The 23,294-nt window shown below is 60.5% G+C and carries 25 protein-coding genes and 1 tRNA gene; all 26 read left to right on the top strand.

Annotated elements, in window-relative coordinates:
* Positions 1-44 precede the first annotated feature (44 nt).
* Positions 45-338, top strand: coding sequence for a hypothetical protein (locus J9889_RS21225; protein WP_210558072.1), 294 nt, complete (start codon positions 45-47; stop codon positions 336-338).
* On the top strand, positions 335-1,009 hold the full coding sequence (locus J9889_RS21220; protein ID WP_210558068.1) for a GIY-YIG nuclease family protein: 675 nt from the start codon (positions 335-337) through the stop codon (positions 1,007-1,009). Before J9889_RS21225 ends, J9889_RS21220 begins: the two co-directional genes overlap by 4 nt.
* Before the next feature lie 2 nt (positions 1,010-1,011).
* Positions 1,012-1,605, top strand: a complete 594-nt coding sequence (locus J9889_RS21215) for a DUF1367 family protein (protein ID WP_210558065.1) — start codon at positions 1,012-1,014, stop codon at positions 1,603-1,605.
* On the top strand, positions 1,602-1,931 hold the full coding sequence (locus J9889_RS21210) for a nuclease domain-containing protein (protein ID WP_042062766.1): 330 nt from the start codon (positions 1,602-1,604) through the stop codon (positions 1,929-1,931). The genes J9889_RS21215 and J9889_RS21210 overlap by 4 nt, the downstream gene beginning before the upstream one ends.
* A complete protein-coding gene (locus J9889_RS21205; RefSeq protein WP_210558063.1) occupies positions 1,928-2,350 on the top strand; it encodes a hypothetical protein in 423 nt (140 codons plus the stop codon). The genes J9889_RS21210 and J9889_RS21205 overlap by 4 nt, the downstream gene beginning before the upstream one ends.
* Positions 2,347-3,045: a TIGR02642 family protein gene (locus tag J9889_RS21200; protein ID WP_201035352.1), complete on the top strand. Its 699-nt coding sequence runs from the start codon at positions 2,347-2,349 to the stop codon at positions 3,043-3,045. Before J9889_RS21205 ends, J9889_RS21200 begins: the two co-directional genes overlap by 4 nt.
* Positions 3,046-3,213: 168 nt before the next feature.
* Positions 3,214-3,528 (top strand): phage holin family protein, encoded by a 315-nt coding sequence (locus tag J9889_RS21195; RefSeq protein WP_111896624.1) that lies wholly within the window; start codon positions 3,214-3,216, stop codon positions 3,526-3,528.
* Positions 3,528-4,010, top strand: coding sequence for a TIGR02594 family protein (locus J9889_RS21190; protein WP_113070507.1), 483 nt, complete (start codon positions 3,528-3,530; stop codon positions 4,008-4,010). Before J9889_RS21195 ends, J9889_RS21190 begins: the two co-directional genes overlap by 1 nt.
* Positions 4,011-4,063: 53 nt before the next feature.
* Complete coding sequence (locus tag J9889_RS21185; protein ID WP_210558060.1) at positions 4,064-4,288, top strand: hypothetical protein; 225 nt, start codon at positions 4,064-4,066, stop codon at positions 4,286-4,288.
* 1 nt (position 4,289) lies between these two features.
* On the top strand, positions 4,290-4,520 hold the full coding sequence (locus J9889_RS21180; RefSeq protein ID WP_210558058.1) for a hypothetical protein: 231 nt from the start codon (positions 4,290-4,292) through the stop codon (positions 4,518-4,520).
* A gap of 71 nt (positions 4,521-4,591) precedes the next feature.
* On the top strand, positions 4,592-4,753 hold the full coding sequence (locus tag J9889_RS21175) for a hypothetical protein (protein WP_223945640.1): 162 nt from the start codon (positions 4,592-4,594) through the stop codon (positions 4,751-4,753).
* Positions 4,754-5,626, top strand: coding sequence for a terminase (locus tag J9889_RS21170; protein ID WP_210558055.1), 873 nt, complete (start codon positions 4,754-4,756; stop codon positions 5,624-5,626).
* Complete coding sequence (locus tag J9889_RS21165) at positions 5,623-7,323, top strand: terminase (protein WP_210558052.1); 1,701 nt, start codon at positions 5,623-5,625, stop codon at positions 7,321-7,323. Before J9889_RS21170 ends, J9889_RS21165 begins: the two co-directional genes overlap by 4 nt.
* Entirely contained in the window at positions 7,323-9,449 is a 2,127-nt protein-coding gene (locus J9889_RS21160; RefSeq protein ID WP_210558049.1) for a portal protein, read from the top strand. Before J9889_RS21165 ends, J9889_RS21160 begins: the two co-directional genes overlap by 1 nt.
* Before the next feature lie 77 nt (positions 9,450-9,526).
* Positions 9,527-9,602: transfer RNA gene (locus J9889_RS21155), tRNA-Thr, on the top strand.
* 260 nt (positions 9,603-9,862) lie between these two features.
* Entirely contained in the window at positions 9,863-10,198 is a 336-nt protein-coding gene (locus tag J9889_RS21150; protein WP_210558046.1) for a Gp49 family protein, read from the top strand.
* 131 nt (positions 10,199-10,329) lie between these two features.
* Entirely contained in the window at positions 10,330-11,256 is a 927-nt protein-coding gene (locus J9889_RS21145) for a hypothetical protein (protein ID WP_210558044.1), read from the top strand.
* 71 nt (positions 11,257-11,327) lie between these two features.
* Complete coding sequence (locus J9889_RS21140; RefSeq protein ID WP_210558041.1) at positions 11,328-12,545, top strand: DUF4043 family protein; 1,218 nt, start codon at positions 11,328-11,330, stop codon at positions 12,543-12,545.
* 65 nt (positions 12,546-12,610) lie between these two features.
* On the top strand, positions 12,611-13,000 hold the full coding sequence (locus J9889_RS21135; protein ID WP_210558037.1) for a hypothetical protein: 390 nt from the start codon (positions 12,611-12,613) through the stop codon (positions 12,998-13,000).
* 66 nt (positions 13,001-13,066) lie between these two features.
* Positions 13,067-13,504, top strand: coding sequence for a hypothetical protein (locus J9889_RS21130; RefSeq protein ID WP_043129233.1), 438 nt, complete (start codon positions 13,067-13,069; stop codon positions 13,502-13,504).
* A gap of 1 nt (position 13,505) precedes the next feature.
* Positions 13,506-14,087, top strand: a complete 582-nt coding sequence (locus tag J9889_RS21125; RefSeq protein ID WP_210558034.1) for a hypothetical protein — start codon at positions 13,506-13,508, stop codon at positions 14,085-14,087.
* Positions 14,088-14,099: 12 nt separating this feature from the next.
* Positions 14,100-14,777: a DUF6682 family protein gene (locus J9889_RS21120; RefSeq protein WP_210558031.1), complete on the top strand. Its 678-nt coding sequence runs from the start codon at positions 14,100-14,102 to the stop codon at positions 14,775-14,777.
* 9 nt (positions 14,778-14,786) lie between these two features.
* Positions 14,787-16,433: a hypothetical protein gene (locus J9889_RS21115; protein ID WP_210558027.1), complete on the top strand. Its 1,647-nt coding sequence runs from the start codon at positions 14,787-14,789 to the stop codon at positions 16,431-16,433.
* Entirely contained in the window at positions 16,430-16,762 is a 333-nt protein-coding gene (locus J9889_RS21110; protein WP_210558024.1) for a hypothetical protein, read from the top strand. Before J9889_RS21115 ends, J9889_RS21110 begins: the two co-directional genes overlap by 4 nt.
* 41 nt (positions 16,763-16,803) lie before the next feature.
* The gene (locus tag J9889_RS21105; protein WP_210558021.1) at positions 16,804-18,465 is read left to right on the top strand and encodes a hypothetical protein; all 1,662 of its coding nucleotides are present in this window, start codon (positions 16,804-16,806) and stop codon (positions 18,463-18,465) included.
* Positions 18,465-23,294 (top strand): hypothetical protein (locus J9889_RS21100; protein WP_210558019.1); only part of this gene is annotated, 4,830 nt, incomplete at its 3' end. The genes J9889_RS21105 and J9889_RS21100, both read left to right, overlap by 1 nt.

Genomic DNA, 23,294 nt, shown 5'->3' with positions numbered 1-23,294 from the left:
GCCGGACCTAGACCACCCGGCTGTTTAACCAAAGGACCTAGACCATGACCAAACCACATACCCGAGATCTATCCATCGCGACCCAGTTGGGGCGCGTGATATCCATCATGAGCGACGGCAAGGCCCGCACCCTGCGCGACATCGAGCGCGAGTGCTGGAGCCGCTACGGCCACGCCGACACCCAGGCCGCCATCAGCGCCAGACTGCGTGAAGTTTGCTGCTACGGCTGGGAGAAGCACTCCAGCAATCAGGTCATCGACGGCAAGCAGGTGTGGCATTACCGCATCGAGCTGTCTCCCACCACCGAGGCCGTAGCAGCCAAGGCGGTGGCGGCATGACTCATCACCCATCGCAGTATTCCGTGTTCGGAAGAACTGGATTGACATCAGCCACCAATTTTGAAGCTGAAATTGTCTACTCAGATTCAGAAAGCACCGCGTTTGCGTTCGGGCTTCCCCATCAAGTTGTGTATGACGCATGCCAAGTCTTGGAAGCAACGAGCGAACTCCACAGCGTATTCTGCCCAATTGATGATTTTAGTGATTGCCGTTTCTACGAGTTCACAGTTATCGGGGCGCTGGCTCTTATTGAATACCTGAAAATTCCACCACACAGCTTCGCTGTCTGGCGTTATCTCTGTGATTTTGAGCGCATGATTCAAAGCTTGTCCGACTTAATTGTGCTGGTCGGTAAATTTTCCGAGTGGAAGGAACGATTCGACGCTCAACCTAAAAGACCACCTTTCGTTTACGTAATGAAGTGTTTATCAACTGGTCTTTTCAAGATAGGTAGGGCAATAGACATTCCTCACCGGGTGAAAACGATCCAGTCTATGTCAGCCGGCCATCTTGTTTTGGTCTATCAAGCGCATGGTGGATCCGAGCTGGAGTCTCGTTTGCACAAAGAGTTCTCCCATCGGCGTGATCATGGCGAGTGGTTTTCCTTGTCAGAGGTGGAGCTTTTACGCTTAGCCGACCTCATGGGGACAAGTGGCGAGGTGGCGGCATAACCATGGAGCTGACCCTTCTGAAAATGTCCGGCGGGGTACTTGCCCCGTCCACTCCGGCCGATGCCGAAGCCATCAAGTTGATGCCGATCGGTACCACCATCCTGGCCAAGGGCAAGGGGCGCCGCAATCTGGCGTTTCATCGCCGTTTCTTCGCCCTGCTCAACCTGACTTTCGATTACTGGGAGCCAACTGGCGGCATGGTCTCGCCAGCCGAGCAGGGGATCCTGTCCCGATTCGTTCGCTACCTCGCCCAGTTTGGCGCAGGCAGCGTGCTGGACAAGGCCAAGGATGAGTTTATCGACCAGTTGGCCAGCAGCCGCGTTGAACGCCACGGCCCCCAGGCTGAGAAGTCGTTTGAGGTGATGCGCAAGTGGCTCACTGTAGAGGCCGGTTATTACACCGTGGTGATGCTGCCGGATGGCGGCATGCGCAAGGAGGCCAAGAGCGTCAGCTTCGCCAAGATGGAGCAGGCTGAGTTCTCCGACCTGTACCGGGCTGTGTTCGGGGTCTGCTGGCGCTATGTGCTGAGCAAGCAGTTTGCCACCGAGGAGGAGGCTGAGAACGCCTGCGCCCAGCTGATGGGGTTTGCCGGATGAGATTCGAGACCAGCCCAATCCGCTCCAGCGACCTGCGCGATGGTGCTCGCGGCCAGCTCTGCAAGATCCAGCTTGCCGGGGTCTGCATTGGTGGCACCGAAACCACCGTGCTGGCTCACCTGCCAAGCGCTCCGCATGGAATGGCGCTCAAGGGGGATGATTTGGTGGCAGTGGAGGCGTGCTGCGCTTGCCATGACGCCATTGATGGCCGTATCGCCTACGACTGGCAGCCCGGGGAGCGCGAAGAGGTCACCTATAGCGCCCTGACCCGTCAGTTGCATAGCTGGGTGGTGCGCGGGCTTGTCAGTGTGAAGGGGGCGGCATGATCCACCTATCCGCTATCGATGCCAGCCGCCTGCTCGGCAACAACCCGAAAGCCAAGGCCGTGGTGAACAAGGTCAAGAAGGCGCAGCAGGTGGATGAGCTGCACGGCAAGGTGCTGGCACAGCTGGTCGGCTTCCCTGACCCAGCCACCGAGCTGTTGTTTCACCCCAAGCGCAAATGGCGCTTCGACTACGCCTGGGAGGCGCAGAAGCTCGCCCTTGAGGTCCACGGCGGGATCCACTCCGGTGGCCGGCACACCCGGGGGAGGGGGTTCGTAGAGGACCGGGCCAAGATGAACGAGGCCACCTTGCTCGGGTGGACCGTGCTGGAAGTCACCCCGGAACACATCAAATCCGGCCAGTTGCGCGCCTGGCTGCTCGCCGCCTTCAATCAGGACCCAGACCAGAGGACCAAACCATGACCAACTCTATCGAAATGGCTCTGCGCCTTTTCTCACCGAAAGGCGCACTACATGAACCCTCGTCTGGTCGCTCCAGTACGCTGGGGAGGGAGGAGTTTCTGGGAGCCCTGCAGGTGGCCGCAAAGAGCAACCCGCAAGGACTTCAGTTCCTTATGGCTGACCACCTGGGGGATGAACAAGCCCTTGCGTCGCTGCTGGCCCACTTCTGCACCACTCTTGGCAGCAGCGATGCCGGTGGCATGGCCATGGCTATCCTGCTGCGCCGCCCGCTGCCTGAGCAGCTGGATCACCTGGTACTTTGCCACCCTCACTATGACAAGGAGCGCCGCCGGGCCGCCGTGGTGATGGAGAAGGCCAAGCGCGCCCACCGGTCCGGCAATGATCACGAGTACCAGCGCCTTCTGGCTGAGCGGAACGAGATCCTGTCCCTGGCCAATGACCACTGTGTCGCCGAGATGATGCAGTCAGGGCGCTGCCCGCACTGCAATGGCACCGGGATCCGCCCGCGCAAGGGTGACGGCTGCCCGAAGTGCCACGGCACCGGCCGGGTCGTGCCACACGTAGAGTTGGTGTCGCGCCGGTTCGGGCAGGAGATGAGGCAGGCCGTAGAGCGTGCTGTTGATGAGGTGATCCACCAGGCGTCAGATCTGGCCAAAGTCATGGGCCGACAAGTGAGGGAGATGCGGGCGGATTAGGCTCGGAGCGTTCGCCGCCGAGCAGGCGCAACCCCATGAATAGACGCAGTGATTGAATCCACCCCTCCCCGGCGTTAGTATTGCTCAAAGATGGCCAGAGTCCCCGTGACCCTGGCCTTTTTCATTTCTGGCCCGCCTCGTGCGGGCTTTGTCGTTTCTGGAGGGGCGATGACGCCTGACAAGGATCCACAGAACTACAGCGTGCTCGCCTATCTGGCATTCGGCGGGCTGAGCGTATGGGGAGGGCTTGTGACCTACATACAGACGGTGAAACGCGAGGGAAGGAAATTCCGATGGGCTGAGGCGCTGCTCCAGGTGGTGGTGTCAGGGTTCGCCGGGATGTTGACCATGCTGCTGAGCTGGTACATCGCAGCCCCACTCCCGTTGTGCGGCTTCATGGCTGGCCTGGCTGGCTTGATGGGGTCGAAAGCACTGGAGCTGTACGAACGCCGGGCAACCGGCTGGATGGGAGGGAAGGAGTGATGGTGAAAATGCGTTGGGTAGATGAGGCCCGTCGGCATATCGGTCTGACGGAGATCAAGGGGCCCCAGCACAACCCCGAGATCGTGGCGATGTGGAAGGCCATCAAGCGGGGCGGGATCAAAGACGATGAAACCCCATGGTGCGCCGCCTTTGTCGGGGCGTGCCTGGAGCGGGTCGGCATTCAATCCACCCGGTTCGAGGGTGCGCGTTCCTATGCCTCCTGGGGGGAGAAGCTGGAAAAGCCGGTGGCGGGCTGCGTAGTGGTGTTCTCCAGGGATGGTGGCGGACACGTTGGGTTCGTAGTGGGGCAGGATAAGGCTGGCAATCTGCTGGTATTGGGCGGCAACCAAGCTGACGCGGTGAACGTGAAGGCGTTCCCTCGCTCTCGGGTAACCGCATACCGCTGGCCTGCCGGTGAGCCGAAGCCTGTGGGGGAATTGCCTGTGATGGCTGCGGCAGAGTTCTCGAAGTCCGAGGCATAGGCGCAAGCCTTGCCAATATCGCCGGATAACCGGTAACAGCAGAGGAGAGTGCGATGGAACACATCGTTGAGGTGGTCATCAACTGGATTGTCATCCTGATGGCTGTAGTGGGCGGCGCGTCCATGGTGGTGCAGGGGCTGGCCAAGATCGCGGCCATCACCCCGTCCACCCGGGACGATGAGGTGATCGGGAAGGTGCAGGCCTTCTTGGTTGGCCTGACCAAGGTGCTGGACAAGCTGGCTATGAACCTGCCGGCTGAGAAAGCCAGGAAGCAATAACATGAACAGTTTGCTCCAACTGCTCGACATTCTAACGGCCCTTCTGGGCCGTTGGCTTAAGCAGGAGAGGGCAAGGGAGGTGCAGGAAAGCCATGACAAGAATCATGCGGACCCACAGGGGCGTTTTGCTGAGCGTTTCGGTGCTGCTTCTGGCCAGTTGTCAGACAGCTCCAAGCCACACAGCGAACTGCCCGCCACCCACACCCAGGCTGACATGGAACCCCGCCGCTAATGGCGGGGTTTGTCTTTCTGGGGAATCCACAGCCGACCTACTGGACTATCTCGATGGACTGGAGCGATGCGGTGGTTAATGGCATTACCGTGACCGGGGTTGTTACTCAGGTGAGGGAGTATGACGGGAGTCAGGCCCTGGTCACCCTGAATACTGGCGTCTCCGTCGTAGTACCGGCTACCCATGAGCCTGTACCTGGTGATGCCATCGTCGAAGGCGAGCTATCCATCTAAATGGCAAAGACCGACTGGGCACAGCTCAATGCAGAGTTCCTGCAGGAGCATGAAGCGACCGGCATCAGTGCGAAAGACTGGTGTGACAGCCGCGGCCTGAACTACAACTCGGCGCGTCGCTATTTGAAATCCCGGGGGCAATCCCCTGCGCAACCTGATAAATCTCGCGTAGCTGCGCAATCTGCGCATTCCGAAGTGCGCAAAACTGCGCAATCTGCGCAAAGTGCGCAAACCAAGGAGAATGAGGCCAAGGCCAAAGGGGGAGAGCGAAGAGGGGAGAAGTCATCCTCATCCGCACAATCCCAGCCCGAGCCTGAACAGACCTCGAAAAACAAAGGGCGTGATGGCTCCGGCCGTTTCGTCCGTGGCGAGTATGAGGGCAACCCTAACCCGCCAGCCAACATCAAGCCCGGCATGCAGATAGCCAAGACCCATGGCGGTTATGCCAAGTACCTCGATGCCGAGGAGCTGTTCGACCAGGCCCGCGAGCTGCAACTGCGCGACGAGCTGGACTTCACCCGGGCTCGCGTCATTTCCGTCACCAAGCTGCTCAAGGGTCTGCAGCAGGACCTGGTCACGGCCAGCGAGATGACCGACCGGATTGCGCTCTATGACAAGATCCTGAAAGCAGAGCAGGCCCTCGACCGCAACATCCAGCGGATTGAGTCCATCGAGCGAACCCTAAGCGCCCTTCGCATCGACGAAGTGAGTGTGCCGAAGATTGAGGAAGATACTCGCCGGATCCGAGCTGCGGCCCGCAAGCTGACCGCCGAAGCCGATCGGCTCGAGAAGGATGGCGGCAGCGAGGCCACCCCGGTCAGCGAGATGGTTTCCGAGCTCCACGACATGGGGACAGGGGGGCTGATGTCATGACTGTTCCCATCGACGCATCTTCCATGACTGAGCAGGAGCAGATGGCCTACATCCGCTCGAAGCTCAGCGATAAGTGGTGGCGGATGAACAACCTCTACATGATTGAGAACGAGCAGGGCCAGCTGGTGCGCTTCCGGTTGCGCCCGGCGCAGGAGCTGCTGTTCCGTACCATGTGGTACCTGAACATCATCCTCAAGGCGCGCCAGCTTGGGTTTTCCACCGCCATCGACATCTATCTGCTGGATGAGGCGCTGTTCAACAAGAACCTCAAGTGCGGGATCATCGCCCAGGACCTGACGGCCGCCGGCGAGATCTACCGCACCAAGATCGAAGTCCCGTTCGATAACCTGCCAGGCTGGCTCAAGGCCCAGTTCAAGGTGGTGACCCGGCGCGGTGGGGCGAATGGCGGGCACATCCTGTTCCGACACGGCTCCAGCATCCAGGTGGCCACCTCGTTCCGGTCCGGTACCGTCCAGCGCCTGCATGTCTCCGAGCATGGGAAGATTTGCGCCAAGTACCCGGAGAAGGCCAAGGAGGTGCGAACCGGGACGCTGCAGGCGATCCACCCGGGCGCCGTGGCCTTCATCGAAAGCACAGCCGAAGGGGTAGGGGGCGACTTCCACGCCATGAGCATGAAGTCCCTCGAGCTGGCCCGGGCATCCGGTGAGCTCAGCCAGCTCGACTGGAAGTTCCACTTCTTCGCCTGGTGGCAGGATCCCAAGTATCGCGCCGACGCCCCCGCTTCCGGTGTGGTGATGAGCAAGGCGCAAGCGGAATACTTCGCCGCAGTTGAGAAGTCGATGGGTTGCACCATTACCGACGAGCAGCGGCAGTGGTACGTGCTGAAAGAGTCCACTCTGGGCGCCGAGATGAAGCAGGAGTTCCCCAGCACGCCGCTGGAGGCCTTCCTGACCTCTGGGCGCCGGGTGTTCGACCCCATCCATACCATGGATGCCGAGGGCGATTGCATGGCCCCGCTCATCGTCTACGACATCGACCCGGTGACCGGCAAGCGCGAGAAGGCTCGCAAGCCGGAGAAGCTGGACGAGCGTGGCCAGCGCTCCCTCGAGAACATGCTGCTGGTCTGGGAGCTGCCAGACCCCGACGAGGATTACGCCATCGGCGCCGACGTGGCGGAAGGGCTGGAGCACGGCGACCGCTCAAGCCTCGACGTGACAGCCAAGAGCGACGGCCGGCAGGTGGCCCACTGGTTTGGGCATCTCGACCCAGGGCTATTTGCCCAACTGCTGGCCCACGTTGGCAGGTTCTACGGCACCGCAGAGCATGGCCCGGCCTACATCGGCCCAGAGCGCAACAACCACGGCCACGCCGTGCTGCTCAAGCTCCGTGAGATCTACCCGACCCGGCGCATCTACACCCAGGAGCACATCGACCGGGACCGCGACGACGAAACGCCACGCCTCGGCTGGCTCACCACCCGGCAGTCCAAGCCGATCCTGGTTGATGGCCTCAAGGCCCTGCTGCGTGCCGGGCAGTCCGGGATCCGCTGGATCGGTACCATTTCCGAAGCCACCACCTACGTCTACGACAAGAGCGGCAGCATGAACGCCCAGGACGGCTGCTACGACGACCAGCTCATGAGCTACATGATTGCCCAAGAGATGCGTGCCCGGATGCCGGCCCGCATCGTCAAACCTGAATCCTTCCGCAAACCCAAGCACTGGATGGCCAACTGATGATCAACGCCCAACCCAAGGCCCCTGAAAAAGGCGGCCTCGATACCCCGCGCCTGCTCAAACTGATGAGCGATATCAACGGCCAGCCGGACTGGCGCTCTATCGCCAATCGGGCGTGTGCCTACTACGACGGCGATCAACTGCCTCCCGAGGTGGTGAGTGTGCTCAAGGCGCGGGGCCAGCCCATCACCATTCACAACCTGATCGCGCCGACCATTGACGGCGTGCTGGGGATGGAAGCCAAGAGCCGTACCGATCTGATGGTGATCGCCGATGACCACGATGACGAGCTGGAGCAACTGGCCGAGGCCGTCAACGCCGAATACGCCGATATGTGCCGCCTTGGCGGACTGGACCGCGCCCGGGGCGAGGCCTACGGCGGCCAAATCAAGACCGGCCTTGGCTGGGTTGAGGTGTGTCGCCGCGATGACCCGTTCGGCCCACGTTACAAGTTCAGCAATGTCCACCGTGACGAGGTTTATTGGGACTGGCACAGCAGGGAGCCGGACCTGAGCGACTGCCGCTGGCTGATGCGACGCCGCTGGGTTGATCTGGATGAGGCCAAGACCATGTTCCCGAGCAAGGCACAGGCGCTGCAGTGGGGCGTCAACGACTGGGAGGGGGTCGTGAGCCTGACCTCCATCGAGGGGCTGGACCCCAATCTGGTCAGCGCCTATGACGAGTGGAGCCAATTCAGCGGCAAGGAGATCGAGTGGTGCAGCCGGGAGCGGGATCGGGTGCTTCTGCAGGTGGTCTACTACCGCACCTACACCATGCGTCAGGTGCTGATGCTGGACTCCGGTCGGGCACTGGAGTACGACAAGACCAATCAACTGCACCTAGCTGCTGTGGCCATGGGGCGCGCCAAGCTGGAGCGCTGCCCAGTGGCCGTGATCCGGGAATCCTGGTTTGTCGGCCCCCATCACCTGGTTGATCGACCCTGCTCTGCGCCCCACAACATGTATCCGCTGGTGCCGTTCTGGGGGTACCGCAAAGACCGCAGCGGAGAGCCCTACGGCCTCATCGCCCGCGCCATGCCTGCACAGGACGAGGTGAACCTGCGTCGAATCAAGCTGACGTTCCTGCTGCAGGCCAAGCGCGTCATCATGGATAAAGACGCCACCAACATGAGCCGGGATCAGGTGCTGGAGCAGGTAGAGCGCCCGGATGGCTATATCGAGCTCAACCCTGACCGCGCCAACAAGGCCAGCGTGAGCGACGCCTTCAAGGTGGAGCAGGATTTCAACGTGGCGGCCCAGCAGTTCCAGGTGATGCAAGACTCGGTGAAGCTGATCCAGGACACCATGGGGGTTTATGCCGCCTTCTTGGGGCAGGGCTCGACCGGGCAATCTGGCGTGGCTATCAGCAACCTGGTGGAGCAGGGGGCGACCACGCTTTCGGAGATCAACGACAACTACCGGATGGGCTGCCAGCAAGTGGGGCAGTTGGCGCTGGCCTATCTGCTTGAGGATATGGCCAGCAAGCGCAACTACAAGGTGACCGTGAACCGGGATGACCCCCGCCGCCGCAAGGCCGTAGTGGTCAACGTGGAGCAGGAGGATGGCAAGCTCACCAATGATGTGACCCGGCTGCGGGCCCATATCGCACTGGCGCCGATCCAGCAAACCGCCGCCTATAAGCAGCAGTTGGCTGAGCGGATGACCCAGGCCATGTCACAACTCCCGCCCGAGGCTGCCGGCGCTTGCTTTGACCTGCTGGTCGAGCTGATGGATGTACCGCGCAAGGCCGAGTTTGTGGAGCGGATCCGCAATGCCCTGAACATCCCGAAAGACCCGGACGAGATGAGCGACGAGGAACGCGCAGCCGCCGAGCAGCAAGCCCAGCAGGCCCAGATGCAGCAGGAGCTGGCCATGCGCGAGATGCAGGCCAAGTTGGCAGAACTGGAAGGCAAAGCCGCCAAGTGGCAGGCAGAGGCCCAGCGCATCGCCAAGCTGACCGACTCCATCCGGTTTGAGGATGCTCTCAAGCAGGCCCAGACCGGCAAGACGTTGCAGGAGATGGAGCAACTGGCAGCCCAGCAGCAGGCGATGCAGACCGAGCAGGCAGCCCTTCAGGCGCAGCTGCTGGACAGCATCCAACAGCAGATCGACGCCATTGCGCTCTGATAGTTGCTTTCCTGACCTGCCAGCGTTACGATTTCTCCATCATGGCCCAGTCTCTCGAGATTGGGCCTTTTGTTTTGGCTGGTTTAGCTCAGCAGGTAGAGCAGCTGCCTTGTAAGTAGCGGGTCGCGGGTTCGACTCCTGCAACCAGCACCACCGAACGAGCCGTTTGTCAGCGGCTAGGGAGAGTGGCCCGACCCGATGAGAACCCCAGATGACAATGGGGAAGAAGGGCTCCATCCAGCTGGATAGCTGGAATCTTCGCGGAGATAAGCGCTATGTTGCGTGAGCAGGGCGGCAGCATCGACCGCAGCACTACGTAGACCGCGACAGGCAACCTAAAAGACGCTCTGATGGTTGCCAACCTATTCACTAACACCCGGCCATAGCGCCGGGTTTTTTATTTGGAGCAGGCCATGACCGACAGCCAGCAGATTGATGCCGAGATGGAGCGCGAGATCCAGACTCTTGGGCTAACAGCACCGCGTGTTACTCCGGACCAGATCGAGGCGCTGATGGGTGGTGTTCGCTATGAGGTGCATGTTGTTCCCGGTACCACAACCACGCTGGCCACCGCCATTGCTGCCAACGGATTCACCCTTGCCATCGGCATGACCGCCTGCGCCGACCCGGCCAACTTCAATGCTGAGCTTGGCGCCAAGTACGCCATCAAGGATGCCGAAGCCAAGGCCCGCCAAGAGCTGTGGAAGCTGGAAGGCTGGCGGCTCAAGTGCCATTTAGCGAATCTTTAGCGATAGACGGCAACCCTTGCCCGCGTTGTGCGGGCTTTTTTGTGCCCAGCCCCAGCCGGGGAGCGCTTTCACCGAGAGCCTTCCCCCGCTTGGGCAGCGATACCACCCACTGAAAACCCACGAGGACAACCATGGATAAGAACATCGACAACCTGACCGGCACTGAGAGCCTGGACGAACTGGAAGCCATGCTGGAAGCGATCGAGCGTGAGCCCGATAGCGAGCTGGATGATGGCACTGGCACCGAGCAAACGGACGTACAACCCGCGCCGTCGGCGGGCGAGGTGGCAGCCGGTAACGAACAGGGCAGCACCGAGCAGGGCGGTGAAGGGGTCGCGGAACCTGAGAAGGTGATCCTGGCCAAGAGCGGTCAACACACCATCCCGTATGAAGTGCTGGAGCAGGCGCGCAATGAAGCCAAGCAACTGCGTGAGCAGCTGGCTCAGTCGCAGCAGGCCCAAGCCGAGCGGGACAAGCTGCAGGCGCTGATGGAGAAGCACGGGATCAACCCCGACGTGGACCCCGACGATATCAGCCAGGAGGAGCTCGAGCAGTTGGCGCAGGACTACCCGGATCTCGGCAAGTCCATCGCCGCCATTGCCCGCAAGCTCCAAAAGCTGGAGCCCCAGGTCGCCCCGCAGCAGGTTCAACCCACCCTCAACCCGGTACAGGCCGCACTGCAGGCGGTACCTGATCTGGTGAGCTGGCGGGAAAAGGACCAGGACCGTTTCGACTTCGCCATCATCGTCGATGAGAAGCTCCAGGCTGATCCCGCGTGGCAAGGCAAGTCGCTGGATGAGCGATTCGCAGAGGCGGCGCGCCGCACCAAGCTGGCCTTTGGTGATGAGGTCATCCCTCCCGCCAAGGTACCCGGCAAGGGTGCAGAAAAGCCCGCTGATTTCATCCCGTCCAGCCCTTCGGCACTCGGCCAGACCCATCATGCCGCTCCCACTGGAGTGGAGCGCTTTGGTGCCATGTCTCAGACCGAGCTTATCGGCGAGATGGGCGCCATGACGGACGCCCAAATGGAGGCGCTGCTGGAGCAGGCCGGGTACTAACCCACCACCCATTTCAATAAGCCAACCCCGACCACTGTGTCGGGGTTTTTGTTTTCATGTAGGAGAGGACCATGACCCAAGTCACCTCGGCGCAAGCCAACAAGATTTTGCAGGCCGCACTGTTTACGGCGGCCAACCGTTCTCACTCGCTGGTGAACATGCTGACCGAAGAGGCCCCCAAGGGTGCCAAGGTCAACGGCGGCAAGCAGACCAGTGCAGGTGCCCCTGTGGTGCGTATCACTGACCTGACCAAGCAGCGTGGCGATGCTGTCGAAATGCAGCTGTTCCACCAACTGTCCGGCCGCCCGACCATGGGCGACAAGAAGCTGGACGGTCGCTTGGAGTCCCTGTCCTTCGCTGACTTCTCGCTGAAGATCAACCAGACCCGCCATGGCGTGGATGCTGGCGGCAAGATGACCCAGTCCCGCACCAAGCATGACCTTATCAAGACGGCGCGCGTGCTGCTGGGTGATGGCTACTACGGTCGCCTGGTTGACCAGCGTGGCTTTGCCCAACTGGCTGGTGCCCGTGGCGATTACTCGGCCACCGATATCATCCTGCCGTTGGCGGATGATCCCGAGTTTGCCGACATCATGATCAACTCGCTGACGGCGCCGACCTACGAGCGCCACTTTTTCGGTGGGGATGCGACCTCCTTCGAGGCCATCGACGCGGCAGATCGCTTCAACCTCGGTTGCGTGGACAACATGGCGCTCTACCTGGCCGAGATGGCTAACCCTATCCAGCCGATCCGCATGGTGGCTGACCCGTCCGGTGGTGAGCCGCTCTACGTGCTCTACGTGACCCCGCGCCAGTGGCACGACTTCTACACCTCCACCTCCGGCAAGGATTGGCAGGCGATGCTGGCTGCCGCCATGGAGCGCAGTAAGGGCTGGAACCACCCCATCTTCCGGGGTGAAGGGGCGATGTGGCGTGGCATTCTGGTCAAGCCTTACAAGGGCATGCCGATCCGCTTCAACCAGGGCAGCATTGTCAAGGTGTGCGCGGCCAACTCCACGGCCGGGGTGGAAGTGGACAAGGTTGCAGGCACCTTGATCGACCGTGCCGTGCTGCTGGGCGGCCAGGCGCTGGCCAATGCCTTTGGCTCTGGCGAGCAGGGGGGCTCTTTCGGCATGCACGAAGAGAAGACCGACCACGGCAACAGCACCGAGATCTCCATCAGCTGGGTGTCCGGTCTGCAGAAGATCCGCTTCAAGCAGCGCAACGGCAACATTCAGGACCATGGCTGCATGGTGCTGGATACCGCGGTGAGCGCCATCGCCCGCTAAGCCGCTGACCCATGGGGCTTCACGGCCCCATCACATCACTATCTGACCAGACAAGGAGCCATATCATGGCCAAGATTACCCTGATCGCCCGAGCGTACCGCTGGTTTGTCGGCGCATTCGGCAACCTCTCTATCTCCCCGACCCTGGTGGCCAAGCTGGCTGCAGTACCCGCTGGCGATGTTGTCGCATACGGCGACAAGGTGGAGCCCAACCTGAAAGTGGTGGGTGTGACGATGTTCAGCACTGCGCTGGGCGCGAGTACCACCATCACCGCCAAGATCGGCACGACCACCATCATCAACGCCGAGAGTACGGTGGGGGCGGTGGCAAAGTATTACCCGGTCGATGACCTGATGACCGAGCCTGACCAGGAGCTCACCCTCACCGTTGGCGGCGGCGCTGCGACGGGCACGGTCAAGATCAAACTGCATTACGAGGTAGTCGGCAACCTGTAAGGCTGCCGATCACTGTCCGCCCGGCCCCGTGCCGGGCTTTTTCGTTTCTGAATAGGAGTCATCGCCATGAGCGACAAGATTGCCGTGGTTTACATCGGCGACAAGCCGAGCAAGAAAGACACGGTCACCGGCAGCCGCCTGGTCTTCCCGCGCCATACCGCAGTGGATGTGGAGAGTCACATCGCCATGCAACTGCTGGAGTTCCCGAGCGTCTGGATCCGCCATGAGGCACTGGCTGGCGAGCTGGCGCGTCAGGAGACTGTTGCCGAGATGGAAGCCCTGGAGCTTCAGCGCCTCGCTGCCGAGCAAGCCCGCCTGGCGGAAGAGCAGAGCATGGTGGTCGGTGAGCGTGATCTGGCCAAGATGACCTCTGCCCAACTGGCCACCCTGGTGGAAGGGGAAGATCTGGATATCGAGCCGCAGGGCCCGCAAGAGAAAGTGCCCGATTACCGGGTGCGCGTGCGTGATGCCCTGAAGGCCAAGCTGGCAGAGCAGGGGGAATAGCATGCAGATGGTGTCGCGTGAGCAGTTCCTGCCCACTGTCAGGCTGCACATCACCGGCCCGCTCGAAGTCATGCTGAGTGAGGCCGTCACAGAGGCGGCCATCACGTTCTGCCGGGAGTCGGCCTTGCTGACCCTTGACCGACTGCTGCCCAGCGCGTCAGCCGGCAGCCTGGTGGAGGTCTGCAACATCAGTGGGATGACATCGTGCAATGTGCTGCACCTGACCGGAGAAGGGGGCGCGCCATTTGTCAGCGGGCGAGACTTCTTCGCCATGTCGGCCAATGAGCTGAGCATCCTGACAGATCTCTGCAATGTGCGGATCTGGTATGTGGCTGCCCCGGTCAAGAACGCCACCGAGCTCCCAGCCCAGCTCTGCCACGATCACGCCGATGCCATTGCCCATGGCGTCGCAGCCTTGCTCTATGCCCAGCCAGACCGCCCTTGGTCTGACCCTAAGCGGGCAGGATACCACCGGACTGAGTTTGTCGAAGGTTGGCGTCGCGCTGGCCGGTTCCGCAAAGAGCACAGCGCCCCGACCCAGGTCGAATTCCACAACCCGCCCCGCAAACACACTTTTTTCTAAAGGACTCCACACATGGCAACCGTTACCGTTGACTCTATCCTGAAGCGGGTAAATACCCTGCTCAACGATCGCACCTGGGTTCGCTGGCCCAAGCAGGAGCTGTTGGACTACTACAACGATGCCGCAAAGGCGATCGTGTTGATGCGTCCTGACGCCCACACCAAGAACGTGCAGTTCAACTGCGCCGCTGGTACCAAGCAGACTTTGCCTGCAGATGCCCTGCGGCTGATCGAGGTGCTGCGCAATGCCGACGGCAAAGTGATTCGCTTTGTGCCGCGGCGCGCTCTCGATGACAGTTACCCGGACTGGCATGCAGGTAAGGATGGCACCAGCGTGGCCGCCTACACCTATGACGATCGGGACCCCAAGAACTTCTATCTCTACCCGGGCCCCGCCGCCGCAGTGAAGGTGGATGTGATCTACTCCGTGGCGCCGCAATCTAAGGTGCTGGCGGACGTGGAAAACGTGGGCACGCCGGCGCTGGCCGATCTGGATGACATCTACATCAACCCGCTTATCGACTTCATCATGTACCGGGCCTTCTCGAAGGACTCCGAATACAGCGCCAACTCCAATCGGGCTGTCGGCCACTACAACGCCTACCTGCAGCAGCTGGGTGAAAAGACCCAGGTTGATACCAATATGGAGCAGCGCAAGACCGAAGGCTTCTCCCGCGTGACCGGGCAGTAAGGGGGCAGCATGGCTGGAGTGTGGAAGCGTGACGGTACGGTGGCCGTCACCAATGGCAACAAGAAGGTGACCGGTACCGGGACCACCTTCGCAGACACCAAGAACGGGGTGGCCAAGGGCCACCTTTTTTGTATCACCAGTGGCACCTCGGTGGATTTCTACGAGGTGGACTATGTGGTGTCCAACACGGAGTTGTATCTGGTGCAGGCCTATCGTGGCGTTACTGCCACGGGCAAAGCCTACGAGATCATCACGACTTTCTCGGATTCCGTCCCTGAGTTCGCCCGCCGACTGACCGCCACACTGAGTGCCTATCAGCAGCAGAGCGATGCTTTTCAGGCGCTGCTGACGAGCACTGCCACCACTGTTGAGGTGACTGCACCGGATGGAACCAAGCAAACACTGATCCCGTGGAAGCGTGTGACCAGTGAAGGGGAGGGCCAGGCGGCCCGTGCCAAGACGGAGGCGGACAAGGCAGCAGCAAGCGCGGCCCTGGCTGGCGATATTGTCGCAGCGTCGGCCCTCCCGCTGCCGGATGTGTGGGCGCCGCTCTCTGACAGCCTGCGCCTCATCACCGGCTATGGGCGGGATGTGCTGGTCGGGTCGGATGTGGTGGCACGGATGGTAAATTTCAGCCGCAGCACCACAGCGACCTACATCGGAAAAGACGGCCAGCTTAAGACTGCTGCTGCGAATGAGCCGCGCTTTGAGAAAGAGGGGCTGCTAGTTGAGGGGCAGAGTACGAACCTAACTCTGCGTTCTGAGGATTGGGATTTTTTTAACCATGTAACTGGCGGGACTACGGTAAAGACAGCAACAGAGCAGAATCCGTATGGCGCATCGTCACAAATAAAATCAGCGGTATGCGCGAAAGAAAACTCTAATGTTTCGCTAGTTGGGGCTCCGCAAGACATGACAGGAGTAAAAAGCCTTTCTGTATTTTTTAACATCAAGGTCGCCCCATCTGGCTTTTATGTTTACGTTGCCTCGTCATCAGATAAGGTCACCATCAGCCCCGCCGGTGAAATATCCTCAGTGGCCAGCGGACTTACTGCAACAGTAAAACCGGTTGGTGGTGCGGGTTGGCGGCGGTTGACAATATCTAGTGGTATTGCAGTGAGTCGATTCTCGTTTAACCTCCCCAATGTTAGTGATGAAATTGCGTTTTGGGGCGTCCAAACAGAAGCCCTTCCATTCGCCAGCTCCTACATCCCGACCAATGGCGCAGCGGTAACTCGGGCGAAGGACATCCTCTATTTGGCCCCATCAGGAAATGTCCCGTCCGACATAAACATGACCTTTGCAGCTCAAATCAAGCTGATGGGCAAGGGGTTGAACTCTTGGCCTAGGGTATTTGAACCTTCAGACGTTGCCAATAAGGGGGCTTTTATCGATATGTCAACGGGGCTGTGGGGAGGGGCAAACCTTGTCGGGGTTAGAAAAACAGTCGCAGCCAGATTTAGCGATACTTCACGGTGGCTGGATGGTGTGAACATTGGGTCAGTGTGGCAACCATATCCAGTAAAAACCTACTCGGAACCGGTTTATATCGCCGGTTCAAATGTCGCGGGTTCGCGGGATTTCTATGGTCACATTCGCAATCTAAGAGCGTGGTTCTTCTCTCCAACCGATGATCAGATGAAGGCAATACGATGACCGACTTTATCGACCTCAACCTCAAGGCGGCCGATAAGGCCGCCATGACCAAGGCCCTGCAGGCCGCTGGCTTCGTCAAAGACAGCGAAACCGGCACCCTCTATCACCCTACCGCCTCACTGCAACTGCTGCCGCCCGGCATGGTCACCCGCCCCACCGGCGCGGTGCAAACCGTCGATGGCATCGAGCAGGAGGTGCGTGAGACCGTTCAGGGCTATCACGCCAACGTGCGCACCAGCGATGCCTCCCTAGCCGCCGCCCTGGCGCCAGTGACCGTGGTTGTCGAAACTCCCCAATATGTCTGGGCATCAGATCCCGCCAGTATGTGAGCCTTGCCTCCTGGCGCTCCCGGCGTTAGGATTTACCCATCATGGCCCTGCTCTCTCGAGCGGGGCTTTTTCGTTTCTGCCTCTCTGAGATCCCCATGCCCATACTCGATATCGTCACCATGCGAGGGACTATGCCGCGCGTGGAGCCCCATCTTTTGTCTGATGAGGCCGCGGTGATTGCTCGCGACTGCCATTTTGACCATGGCGTCATCTCGCCTCTGGAGGATGACTCCAGCATAGGTATGGAATTGCCTATCGTACCTATCACCCTTTTTCGCTATGGCCAGCACTGGTTTGCCTGGAACAAGGTGGTGGAAGCCATCCGCTCCCCGATAGCTCAGGACTCGTATGGCCGGGTTTACTACACGGATGGTGAGTATCCCAAGGTGACCCATGCCCAGATAGCCACTGGCGGCAGCAACAAGCCGACGGCGTGGTATCGACTGGGCATTCCAGCCCCAGGTGTTCCGGTCGGGATTGGCACCATCACCCCACCTGTTGGTGGTGTGGATGATGACCTGACAGATGACGAAACCCGCTTCTACGTGGATACCTTCGTTACTGCGATGGGTGAGGAGGGGCCCCCGGGCCCTGTCAGCGGAAAGGTGAATATCGGGATCCCAGGGTCATCCGTCACCTTGATGCTGAGCCCGCCGACGGCCCAGAACAGTAACATCACCAAGCGCCGGATATATCGGTCGGTGTCAGGTGGCGGCCTTGCCGATTACCTGTTGGTCGCCGAGCTGCCCATTGCCCAAGCATCGTTTGTCGATATCCGGGAGGATGGGGAGCTGGGCGCTGTGCTGGAGACCTACGACTACACCATGCCGCCGGATGGCATGCGTGGCTTGTGTCAAATGGCGAATGGCATGTGTGCGGGGTTTGCTGGCAACTCCCTCTACCTGTGCGAGCCTTACCTTCCCTACGCCTGGCCGGAGAAGTACCGGCTGACCACTGAGCACGACATTGTGGCGATCGCTGCCATCGACACCACCTTGGTGATTGGGACCAAGGGGTACCCCTATCTTGCCCAGGGTGTGAGCCCGGCATCGGTGACCACCCAGAAGCTCAGCCAACTGCCGCAGTCCTGTGTCAGTGGTCGCTCTATGGTGGCTATGGATGGCGTTGTGCTCTATGCCTCCCCGGACGGGTTGGTCGGCATCGGTGCCAACGGTGGTCAGGTGGTCACCGAGGGGATCATCACCCGAAGCCAGTGGCGGGCAATGAAGCCAGAGAGCATGCGGGCATGGCACCACGAGGGGAAATATGTGGCCATGACCGACACCCACGCATTCATCTTTGACCCGAAAAGTGGCGACTTGCGTGAGCTGACGAACCGGTGGGAGGCGGCTGTATCCGATATGGAGAGCGATTCACTCTACATTGCCAAGGGGCGCAGCTTGCAGATTTGGCGCGGCGGGAGCTCCAGCAATGGTCAGTTCGTCTGGCGGTCCAAGCCATTTATGGAGCCAGAGGGTTCGTCTTTCAGCTGCTGCCGGGTGTTGGCTCAGGATGTTGGCCTGGTCGGGATCAAGTTGTTCGTTGACGGGGAGCAGGTGATGGAGCTGTCCCCTGGCAACCTGGTGCCCGGGGCGTTCAGGTTGCCGCCAGTGCGGGGCCGGTTCTGGCAGATAGAGGTCTTTGGCACCTCGGTGGTGAGCCGCATCACCCTCGCGAGCAGCATGGCGGAGATGGTGAACTGATGGCCAAGAAACCCGCTTATCGAGCCGGCCGTGACCAGGCCGCAACAGCCGAGAACGTGGAGCTGCTCACCGGGCAGCGTGGCGATCGCCTTGATAAGGCAGTCACTTTCCGGGAGCTGGCGGCATTGGGGCTGTCTACGTTGCGTCCTGGTGCTGGCGGTGTTTATGTCCCGGGCAAGAACCCAGACCTTTTCCCGCCGGGCCAGATGGAGTTACCCCACGCTCCGGTCAATGTGATCGCCAATGGCGCATTTCACACGGTCCTTGTTGAGTGGGATCCGCCGCAGTACCGGGGGCATGCTCACGCCGAGATCTGGCGAGCTGAGAGTGACAACCAAGCCGAGGCCACCCTGGTGGGGACCTCTTCGGCCAATCTCTTTTCTGACGCCATTGGCAAGGGGGCCACGTTTTACTACTGGGTGCGCTTCGTCAACGGCAAGGATGACAAGGGTCCCTTCCAGGGTATGCAGGGCGTTAAGGCTGAAACCAGCCGGGATGTGCAGGACATTCTCGACGAACTGCAGGGGAAGATAGAGGAGAGCCACCTGGCCCAGGCGCTGCTGCGGCCAATAGAGCAAGTTCCCCAACTCCAGCTCGACATTGCGATCCTGAAGCCAAAGGTTGATGAAATCGAGGTCATGCGCCCCAAGGTCAATGAGATCGATCTCATTCTCCACAAGGTGGATGAAATCGAGGTCATTCTCCCCAAGATTGATGAAATCGAGGTTATCCGTCCCAAGGTCGCTGCCATCGAGGTCAAGATCCCAGCTATCGATCTGGACATTGCGATCCTAAAGCCAAAGGTCGATGAAATCGAGGTTATCCGTCCCAAGGTCGCTGCCATCGAGGTCAAGATCCCCAGTATTGAGCAGGAGTTGGCCGGGCTGGATGAGCGCCAGAAGGTAGCTCAAGAGCTGCTGGATGATGCCCAGCAGCAGCTTGGGATGTCGAGCATTGAGATCGGCCTAGTGCAGGATCGCTTGAATGCGAAGCTCGATAAGTACAAGGGTGATTTCGACTCGTTCCGCGATGCGGTGTTTGTCGTGGATCCAGAAAGCGGCAGCATCACGATGGATGCGGTCAATGCGGTGCGAGAGGAGCTTCACTCTTCCATTACTGGAGTTCAGCAGGAGCTTGATGCCGTATCAGGGCAGATCACCAGCAAGGCGGATAACGTCACGGTTGATAGCCAGGGGCAGCGCATTACCGAGGCCGAGCAGCGTATCAACGGGCTCGATGCCAGCCTGAGCCAAACCGTCACCCGGGGGGAGTTCACAGGCGAACAGCAGCGGGTCACCCAGATCGGTCAAGAGCTTGATGCGACAAAAGGGGTGCTGGCCAAGAAGGCGACACAGCAAGAGGTTGACGAGCAGGGCGAGCGGCTGGCCAACGCGGAAAGCAAGCTGACGGTACACACCGATGAGCTGAGTTCACAGGCGCAGCGCCTTGATGGGCTGGCGGCCCAGATCACCCAGGGTGACGAGACTCTTCGGGCCAGTATCACTGAGCTGGCGCGCGTTTCGGCGGAAAGCGATCAGGTGACCACGCAGCGGGTCAGCGGGCTCGAAGTGAGGGCGGGGGCATCAGAGGCCAAGATCCAGGCGCTCGAAGAAATCTTCGCGGATGACGGTGGTATTACTGCTGGCCGATTCGACGCCATCACGGCAGAACTCGAGCTGCAGCGAGGGAATGATGACGACAACGCATCTGCTGCGATCGATGGTGCCCTGGCCGTGGATGAGCGGGATCGGGAGACGCGGAAGGCGTTCGGGGCCATCCGTACAGAGCAGAGGGTAATCCTGACGGAGCAGCAGGCCCAGGCTCAGCGCACAGCAGACATGGAAGTGAAGTTTGAAGCGAAGGACGCTGCTACCCAAGCCAGGATCTCGTCGGTTGAGAAGGTGACCTCTGATGCAGACTCGGCGCTGGCACAGCGCATTGATAACGTCACAACGGAGTTCAAGGCGGCTGATGCTCAGGTCAATGCCGATATCCTGTCGCTGGCGCGGTCGAGCGCCGCCGCGGACGAGGCCCTGTCCTTGCGCCAGGACCAATTGGCTGCGACGTTATCGAGTGCGGCGGCAGAGCTTGCGGCAAACATCACCCAGGAGGAATCAGCCAGGGTCACCGCCGATGAGGCTATCTCAATGCGGGTGGCCGAAGTGGAGGCGCAGTTCAGCGGCGGCCTTGATGAGGTGAATGCGAGGGTTGCTGCCGAGGAGTCCGCTAGGGCGAACCAAGACGAGGCGCTTGCCCAGCAGATCCGCACTGTAGATGCTGCGTTCAAGGCCGCCGATACGGCGCTGTCTGCCTCCCTCTCCGAGTCGAGCAAGGCCCTGGCAGATTCCGACCGAGCGCTTGGTGAGCGGATCAGCACCCTTGATGTGACGGTTGGAGAGAACTCAGCCAGCATCACAGAACTCCAGCAGGCCGTGGTGAGCAATGAGGCGTCGCTCAGCCAACGCCAGGACAAGATGGAGTCGGAGATCGGTATCGGTGCCATCAGCCAGGTTGAAGGTGCCCTGACCGGGGATGAACGCGACCGGGAGAACCGAAAGGCTCGTGGTGCCATCCTCCAGCAGCAGAGCACGCTGGCGAATCAGCAGGAGGCGCAGGCCAGGACAGTTGAACAACTGACCGCAGAGTTTGATGCCGAAACGGCAGATCTGAAGGCGCAGATCACCAATGAGCAGTTGGTTAGGGCGACGGCTGATGAGGCGCTGTCACAGCGGATCAGTGTTGTTGATAGCGAGTTCAAAGCGGCGGACGCCGCGACGAATGCTGCTGTTGCGGCTGAAGTGCGGGCGCGGAGCGATGCTGATAGCGCGCTGGCTGAACAGTTGTCCACCTTGGATGCAGAGTTCAAGGGGGCGGAGCAGGCCCTGGCGGCCAGCATCGATGAAGTGTCCCGTGTTAGTGCTGAAGCAAACCAGTCCCTTTCTGAGCAATTGAGTCAGGTGAAGGCCACAGCAGAATCGGCGGGCACCGCTGCGGCAGGAGCCCAGATTAGTGCAAACCAGGCAAAAGAGGATGCAGCGGCTGCTGCGGGGATAGCCAATGGAAAGGGCAAGGTGCTCATTCAGTCGGCAGCTCCAGCAGTAGCAGATCGGCTTGCTCAGAATCTCTGGATTGATACGACCAGCGGCACCAACACTCCGAAGCGGTGGAGTGGGTCAGCCTGGGTTGCCGTTACTGACAAGGTTGCGATCGATGCAGCTCAAGCCGCCGCCGCCGCTCAGGCAAGCGCTGATCAAGTCGCACAGGGAGTTGCGAAAAATACTGCGGCCATCAATGACGAAGTGAAGGCGCGGGCTGATGCAGATTCAGCCATGGCGCAGCGCATTGATAGCGTCACGGCGGAGTTCCAGGCAGCTGACACCCAGGCGAATGCTGATATCAGGGCGCTGGAGCAATCGAGCGCATCGGCGGACGAGGCGCTATCTTTGCGCCAGGATGAGCTGGCAGCTGCGCTTTCGGATGCGACGACAGATATTGCGGCGAACATCACGCGGGAAGAATCAGCAAGGGTTACTGCCGATGAGGCCATCTCGAGGCGGGTGTCTGAGGTCGAGGCGCAGTTCAGCAGCGACCTCGAGGATGCGAAAGCGAGGGTTGCGGCCGAGGAGCTGGCTCGGGCAACAAAAGACGAGGCGCTTGCCCAGCAGATCAGCACTGTTGATGCGGCGTTCAAGGCCGCCGATACGGCGCTGTCTGCATCTCTCGCTGAATCGAGCAAAGCCATGGCAGATGCCGACCGAGCGCTGGGGGAGCGGATCAGTACCCTTGATGTGACGGTTGGAGAGAACTCAGCCAGCATCACAGAACTCCAGCAGGCCGTGGTGAGCAATGAGGCGTCGCTCAGCCAGCGCCAGGACAAGCTGGAATCAGAGGTAGATGTTGGCGCCGCCAGCCTGGTTGAAGGGGCTCTGGCCGGGGATGAACGCGACCGGGAGAACCGGAAAGCTCGCGGCGTCATTCTCCAGCGGCAGAGCACGCTGGCGAATCAGCAGGAGGCGCAGGCCAGGACAGTTGAACAACTGACCGCAGAGTTTGATGCCGAAACGGCAGATCTGAAGGCGCAGATCACCAATGAGCAGTTGGTTAGGGCGACGGCTGATGAGGTGCTGTCACAGCGGATCAGTGTTGTTGATGCCGAGTTCAAGGCGGCCAATGCGGATACCAATGCCGTTATCAGCGCGCTTGAACAATCGAACGCATCGGCAAACGAAGCACTGTCTCTTCGCCAGAATCAACTGGCTGCCGCACTTTCAGATGCTACTGCTGAGCTTGTCGCAAACATCACTAGCGAGGAGTCGGCCCGGGTCACCGCTGATGAGGCCATCTCGAGGCGGGTGTCTGAGGTCGAGGCGCAGTTCAGCAGCGACCTCGAGGATGCGAAAGCGAGGGTTGCGGCCGAGGAGCTGGCTCGGGCAACAAAAGACGAGGCTCTTGCCCAGCAGATCAGCACTGTCGATGCGGCGTTCAAGGCTGCCGATACGGCACTGTCTGCATCTCTCGCTGAATCGAGCAAAGCCATGGCAGATGCCGACCGAGCGCTGGGGGAGCGGATCAGCGCCACTGATGCAAAAGTCGGGGAGAACACTGCCAGCATAACCGAACTGCAGCGCGTGGTGGTCAGCAATGAAGAATCGCTAAGCCAGCGCCATGACAAGATGGAATCCGAGGTTGATGTCGGGGCTATCAGCCAGGTTGAAGGCGCGCTTGCCGGCGATGAGCGAGACAGGGAGAACCGGAAGGCTCGCGGCGTCATTCTCCAGCAGCAGAGCACGCTGGCGAATCAGCAGGAGGCGCAAGCCAGGACAGTTGAG

The sequence above is a fragment of the Aeromonas sp. PrichA-15 genome, assembly GCF_017939245.1.
Taxonomy (GTDB): domain Bacteria; phylum Pseudomonadota; class Gammaproteobacteria; order Enterobacterales; family Aeromonadaceae; genus Aeromonas; species Aeromonas caviae.
Note: the sequence above shows the minus strand (reverse complement) of the source record. Positions and strands in the feature narration are given on the sequence as shown.